Genomic DNA, 6,038 nt, shown 5'->3' with positions numbered 1-6,038 from the left:
AAATAAACCTACCCCCAAAAGTTTAGGTTTCAAGGTGGGGGTGGCGCGCTTTCCGAAGGGGGGGCCCCCCACCCTTGGTATATCTGGAAGCACTAACAGACCCGGCCCGCAGTTCGCAGGTTCGGCCGCGCTCTACCGATCCGGCCGCACGTGAGTGCCCGGCCGTGTTTACATATCCGGTTCGCGCTCGATACCGTGCGTGGGGGAGGGGTCGGCGGGCCGGGCCACGATATCACCTTCGGGGTCATCTTCGATAAGCGGCGGGATGGTCTCCGTATAGCGTGGGTTACGCCGGGGCGTACCCTCGCGTTCCTTTTCTTTCCACACCTCTGCCTGGGCGCGATCCGCGAGCGGGGAATCAATATTCTCCGCAAGCGCAATGGCTTCATCGCGTTCCTTTTCCGCCGCGCGCCGCCGCTCATTAATCTTATTGAGCATGGCCTGGGAAACTTCCTCGCGTTGGCGTTTGCGGATCTGTTCGGCGCTCAGCTGCGGCTCACTCGCTGCGGTATCCGGCCCGACCGGGAGCACCCGTGTCACTTCGCCAGAATCTTCCTCCGGAATACGAGCTTCCACCGCTTCCAAAGTAGAAGTTTCGGTACGGGCGTCGCGGTAGGCGTCCGCTCCGGCCGGCGTTACGGGCGCGGCTGGCGCAGTGAGAGGTAGCAGCGGCGTCGTACCTAAATCGATATCACCCGGGCGCGCAACCTCGGCCGTTCGCTCCGCATCCGTTGTGCGGGCAGCACCGACCGGGTGCGCTGCATCCGCACCCGGTTCCGGCTCAGCCAGGCGCTTGCGCAGCTTCGCGGCCTCCGCCTGCAAATTCTGACGCGCCGCATCCTCCCATTTTTGGCCCTCGGGCGTATAAAACAAATGCTTGCGCTCCAGCAGCTTCGCCACGATTTTTTCGCGCCCGCGCCAGAAACTCTCATCGGGAATATGTGGGTATTCCTCGCGAATCGCCTGAGTATAGCGCCGGTAACTCTGCGGGGAAGAAGCCAAAATCGCCAGGTGTGCATCACGCAGCACCATAATGTCAATATCTTGCTCAGCGGTCCCTAGGCTGGTGGCCGGGGCGCGCCCCATAACCGGCATCGCGGTGAGCGCCGGCGCCTTCATACCCCAAATCAATTCGGCCACCCGGCGCGCGGTTTCGGGAACGATGCCGAGCTGCGTCAGTTCATTTTCGGCAGTGCGCGCAGAAAGCAGCTCATCTTCACCCCCGCGTTTCGTGTAAACACGGTAGCGCGACGTCGAAAAAACCACCCCGTGGTACCAGGCAGCAAGCCGCACCGTATCCGGGTGATGCGTTTCGTTAATGAGTTTTTCCACATTGGCAAGCATGGCCGTGAGGTGGTGAATATCGTGGAAGATGCGATCAGGTTCCGACCAGCGCCTTAGAACAGCAGCGCACGTCTCCTGAATCTCCGCGCTGGACGCGGTTGCCCCCAGCCCCGTCACTGCCTTCTCGAAAGAAACCGGCAGCCACGAAGGAACGGACATATTTCCTCCCACCGTGGTGCGCACCCGCGGCGAACTTTTCGCCAGGGGACGACGACGCACGTCGCCCTCCGCACTCAAACGCAACTGATTCTAATCATGCCCCAGCCCGGGTGGGGACACTTTGGGCCTTCTCGCACGCTAGGACCGCCGAGGGAGAGTGCGGCTCGGCCCTCGGAGCGCCCGCTGGCAGCGCCCCGGGCCCGCCACTTTTCGCCCAGCTGAACGCGATAACCGGGTCGGCGAGGTGCACGGGCGCGGCCGGTGCACTAACGTAGAGACGTGATATCTGACGCAGCCTTCTCCGCATCGCCCACCGGGCAGCGGCCTCGGGCACTGGTGACCGGGGGAAGTTCCGGTATTGGGCTCGCTTTCGCCCGCCAGCTCGCCGCCCGCGGGTACGCGCTGGTTCTGGTGGCGCGCGGGAAGGAACGCCTGAATGCCGTTGCCGAACAATTCCGGGCCGGTGGCGTGGAATGCGAAACGATGTGTTGCGATCTAGGTGTGGGGAACGACGTCGCACGCCTGTGCAGCTACCTAGATGACCATGCTGTTGATGTGGTGGTGAATAATGCCGGGGCCGGCCTCTACGAGAGCCTCGTGAACGGGGATATGGACCGGATTGAGGCCGCGGCGGCCCTCATGGCGGGAGCGCCAGTACGGATCGGTGCGGCGGCCACGGCGGCGATGGCTGCGCGAGGGAAGGGCACCCTCATAAATATTGCCTCGGTGCAGAGCTTTGTTCCCATGGGTGCCTACGCGGCCCTCAAATCCTTTGTGCGGGTATGGTCCGAATCGCTGGCTGTGGAACTGCACGGCAGCGGGGTGACGGTGACCGCGGTACTGCCCGGATGGGTACGTTCGGATTTCCACCGCAACTCCGGCGGGAAACGCTCCGGGGTTCCCGATGCGCTCTGGCTGGAACCCGATACGGTGGCGCGGGCCGCGCTCGCGGCGGCCGCGCGCGGAAAAGTCCGCTGCACCCCCACGGTGCGCTACAAGATTATTGGTTTCCTCGCGGAAAAGGGCCCGCGCTGCGCGGTAAACTGGGTGGCAAGGAAAATTAATGGCAGTGGGCGAAAGGCGGACCGCGGGTGAGTGAGCTCGAACCGATCGATCCGTATTTGGATGAGTCCAAAGCCCGCCGCCGGCATCGGGTGCGCCGCGCCCTCACGAAACCGGTCATGTCCACGATTCTTCGACCCACCGTGCTGGGAGAGGAAAATATCGAAAACCTGGACGGCGCGTTTATCCTGGTCCCGAATCATTCCTCGCACCTGGATGCTCCCATGATTTTCTCGCTGCTTCCCGATAAACTCACTGAGCGGTTAGCGACCGGGGCGGCCGCGGATTATTTTTATCGCCGCCGCGGCATCTCCAATCTCACCTCGTTGTTCTTTAATACTTATCCCATTGAGCGCGGTAAAAAACCCACCGGGAAGGCCGGTTCGGAATACCAGCCCGGCCGCGCCAAAGGGATGACGGGCCGTCTACTGGCCGCGGGAGTTCCGATTCTGATTTTCCCGGAAGGTACGCGCTCGCGCACCGGGGAACTCGGTACCCCGAAGGCGGGTGCCGCGGCCCTCGCCCAGCGTTTCAATGTTCCTATTGTTCCCATCGCCATGTCCGGCGGGCATGAAGTTATGCCGGTGGGTGCGGTGCTCCCCAAATTCCGCGGCGAGGTCTTTTTGTTTATCGGCAGGCCCATGTATGGCCTCGCGGAGGAAGACCCGGCTGATTTTATGGGTCGGGTCTTCACCGCCATTGAGATGATGCTCGAGCAGAAAAGTGCACACCCGCTCACCCCGGAAGGTGCCAGTCCTTTCGATCTGCCCGAGGCCGGCGAGACGCCCGATGCTGGCGAGGCGGGCGAGTTTCCGGAAACTGAGTAGCTCGCTTAGCCGGGCGTTGCCGGATTCTGACACGGCTCGGTCGGGGCGGGGAAGGTGAGCTGCACGGTGAGCCCGCCACCGGGGGTGGTTAGCGCCCGGGCGGTACCGTGGTGTGCGGCCATAATAGCGGCAACAATGGCAAGACCTAGGCCGGAGCCCCCTGATTCGCGCGAACGTGAATAGTCCGGGCGGTAGAAACGCTCGAAAATTCGCTGGGAATCGGCTTCGGAAATACCGGGGCCGTGATCACGCACCTCAATAGTGGGGCGGCCTTCCGCGATGCCCACTGCCACTTCTACCGGGCTGGCTTCCGGGGCGTGTGCGAGCACATTAGAAAGAAGATTTGCGATCACCTGGGTGATGCGATCCGCATCCCCGTGGACTTCCACCGTATCGGGCGCTGGGGTGCTCCCATCCAAAGCAACCACCGTGGCGGTGCGTTGCGGGGCACGCACCCGGAAATCGAGGATGGCGTTATCTGCCAGCTTGGCAAGATCGACACAGTCAAGGTTAAGGGGGCGGTTTTCGTCCAGGCGGGCTAGCTGGAGCAAATCCTCCACGAGCCCGGCCATCCGGTTGGCTTCCGATTCCACTCGCTCCATCGCCTCAGGGACACGCTCGGGGGGAACTCCGCCCAGGCGATATAGCTCGGAATACCCACGCACGGTTGCTAGCGGGGTGCGTAATTCGTGAGAGGCGTCCGAAACGAAGCGTCGCATTTTTGCTTCCGAGCGTTCCTTTTCCGCGAAGGCATGCTCGATTTGAGCGAGCATAACGTTAATGGAATTAGCGAGCATCCCAACTTCGTCGTCGTCCTGACCGTGCGGAACACGTTCGGCCAGATGTCCTTCCGCGATGGTATGTGTGGCCGCCTCGATATCACGCAGGGACCGCAAGGTACGCGATACAAGACCGGTAACGGCCAGGCCGGCCGCCAGCACGGTTGCGAGCCCGGCGAGCACAAAAATAAGGCGCAGGCGCGCAATAGTAAACTCGATTGGCCCGAGTGGCTGGGCAATAATGATATTCCCGGTAATGAGACCGCCGGTGGAGGCAGGGCTAATAGGGTGAACCAGCACCCGCCAATCAGAGCCATACAGGGTGGAAGGAACCGTCACGGGTTCTTCGGACCCCAGTCTGGCAATATGCTCGAGATTGCGCGGGTAGCCGAATTCTTCTACGGCCCCCGGATTGGGTAGTTCGTAGGTAGTCACGTCTCGCTGCCCGGCAATACCCCAATTGACCCGCACGAAGAAATCGGAGAGGTTGAGGGGGGAGGATTGGCTGGCACCGGGCAGATCCTGCAGGAACATCCGCTCCACCGAGCGCGCATTCGTGGTCAGATCCTGGTCGATAGTGGAGACCAGGTATTGCTTGAGAAGGGTGACCGAGGCGAAACCCAAAAAGGTTGCCGCGGTTCCCACCAGGATGACGAAAGCGATGATGAGGCGGCCGGCCAGGGTGCGGGCCGGCCGCAGCGCGCGCCGGAAAACTCCGCTGCGGCGGGCGCGCCCGGGAGATTCGGTAGCCGGCTTGCCAGGCTGCGCCGGGCGGCTCGGCACCGGCGCAGCCCCCGCGCTTTCCGGCGGGAGCGGATCGTGACGTTGGGTCATAACCGAATGTTATTTGGAAGCACGCAGAACGTAGCCGATGCCACGGCGAGTGTGGATGAGAGGAATGAGATTGCGGGCCTCTTCCGGATCGGTAATCCCCAGGGCTTCCGGGGAATCAATTTTGCGCCGCAAATAGGAAATATAGGATTCCACGATGGAGATCTCACCCTGCCAGTTGTAATCCCAGACATGGTCGAGGATCTGTGATTTAGAAACCACTCGTTCGGCATTAATAATGAGGTAGCGCAGTAGCTTGAATTCGGTGGGGGAGAGCTCCACCGGCCGGCCGGCGCGGGTGACCTCATACGAATCTTCGTTCATTTCCAAGTCCGCGTAGCGCAGCACCGCCGATTCGGTTTCTTCCGGGCTGGTGCGCCGCAGCACCGCGCGGATACGCGCCACTACTTCCTCCAGGGAGAAAGGCTTGGTGATGTAGTCATCCCCGCCGACGGTCAGGCCTTGGACTTTGTCCTTCACATCATCGCGGGCGGTGAGGAACAGCACCGGCAGATCGTGATCGCGTTCGCGCAGCCGGCGCAGCACCTCAAAGCCGTCCATGCCCGGCATCATAATGTCGAGGACGGCCAAATCCAGGTGCTGATTTTGCTGGTGAGCGAGGGCTTCCGCGCCATCGGCGGCGGTGTACACATCGAATCCGGCGAACCGGAGAGAAACAGAAAGAAGTTCGCGAATCGAGGGCTCATCATCAACAACGAGGATGGCCGCTTCGGGAGTGTGCTCGGTAGGCGTCATGATGTTAAGGAAACTCGAGGTATCTGGAAGCTTCCTGAAAGTTTGCGGGGAGCGAAAGCAAAGCCGTGGGAGCGATAGAAGTGGAACGACGCCGCGGGGGGGGGGGGGGGGGGGGGCCCCCCCCCCCCCCCCCCCCCCCCCCCCCCCCCCCCCCCCCCCCCCCCCCCCACCACCCCCCCCCCCCCCCCCCCCCCCCCCCCCCCCCCCCCCCCCCCCCCCCCCCCCCCCCCCCCCCCCCCCCCCCCCCCCCCCCCCCCCCCCCCCCCCCCCCCCCCCCCCC

General features: G+C 63.0%; 5 protein-coding genes. 2 read left to right on the top strand and 3 right to left on the bottom strand.

Annotation, left to right across the window (positions count from 1 at the left end; translation table 11 throughout):
* Nucleotides 1-168: 168 nt before the first annotated feature.
* Nucleotides 169-1,581: an HD domain-containing protein gene (locus PWJ82_RS09390; RefSeq protein WP_274736417.1), complete on the bottom strand. Its 1,413-nt coding sequence runs from the start codon at nucleotides 1,579-1,581 to the stop codon at nucleotides 169-171.
* A gap of 201 nt (nucleotides 1,582-1,782) precedes the next feature.
* Between PWJ82_RS09390 and PWJ82_RS09385 the strand changes: the two genes are divergently transcribed.
* Together PWJ82_RS09385 and PWJ82_RS09380 are read left to right on the top strand one after the other, a co-directional pair.
* On the top strand, nucleotides 1,783-2,598 hold the full coding sequence (locus PWJ82_RS09385; RefSeq protein WP_274736415.1) for an SDR family NAD(P)-dependent oxidoreductase: 816 nt from the start codon (nucleotides 1,783-1,785) through the stop codon (nucleotides 2,596-2,598).
* A complete protein-coding gene (locus tag PWJ82_RS09380; RefSeq protein WP_274736412.1) occupies nucleotides 2,595-3,392 on the top strand; it encodes a lysophospholipid acyltransferase family protein in 798 nt (265 codons plus the stop codon). The genes PWJ82_RS09385 and PWJ82_RS09380 overlap by 4 nt, the downstream gene beginning before the upstream one ends.
* A gap of 5 nt (nucleotides 3,393-3,397) precedes the next feature.
* Here PWJ82_RS09380 and PWJ82_RS09375 read toward each other — a convergent pair whose 3' ends face one another.
* On the bottom strand, nucleotides 3,398-5,005 hold the full coding sequence (locus PWJ82_RS09375) for a sensor histidine kinase (RefSeq protein ID WP_274736410.1): 1,608 nt from the start codon (nucleotides 5,003-5,005) through the stop codon (nucleotides 3,398-3,400).
* 9 nt (nucleotides 5,006-5,014) lie between these two features.
* Nucleotides 5,015-5,758, bottom strand: coding sequence for a response regulator transcription factor (locus tag PWJ82_RS09370; protein WP_016443287.1), 744 nt, complete (start codon nucleotides 5,756-5,758; stop codon nucleotides 5,015-5,017).
* Nucleotides 5,759-6,038 lie beyond the last annotated feature (280 nt).

This window comes from Actinotignum schaalii (genome assembly GCF_028864145.1).
GTDB classification, from domain to species: domain Bacteria; phylum Actinomycetota; class Actinomycetes; order Actinomycetales; family Actinomycetaceae; genus Actinotignum; species Actinotignum schaalii_B.
Note: the sequence above shows the minus strand (reverse complement) of the source record. Positions and strands in the feature narration are given on the sequence as shown.

Coding starts and splice junctions, on each gene's coding strand:
- PWJ82_RS09375 (WP_274736410.1), bottom strand. CDS start 5,005: ATGACCCAACGTCACGATCCGCTCCCGCCGGAAAGCGCGGGGGCTGCG.
- PWJ82_RS09370 (WP_016443287.1), bottom strand. CDS start 5,758: ATGACGCCTACCGAGCACACTCCCGAAGCGGCCATCCTCGTTGTTGAT.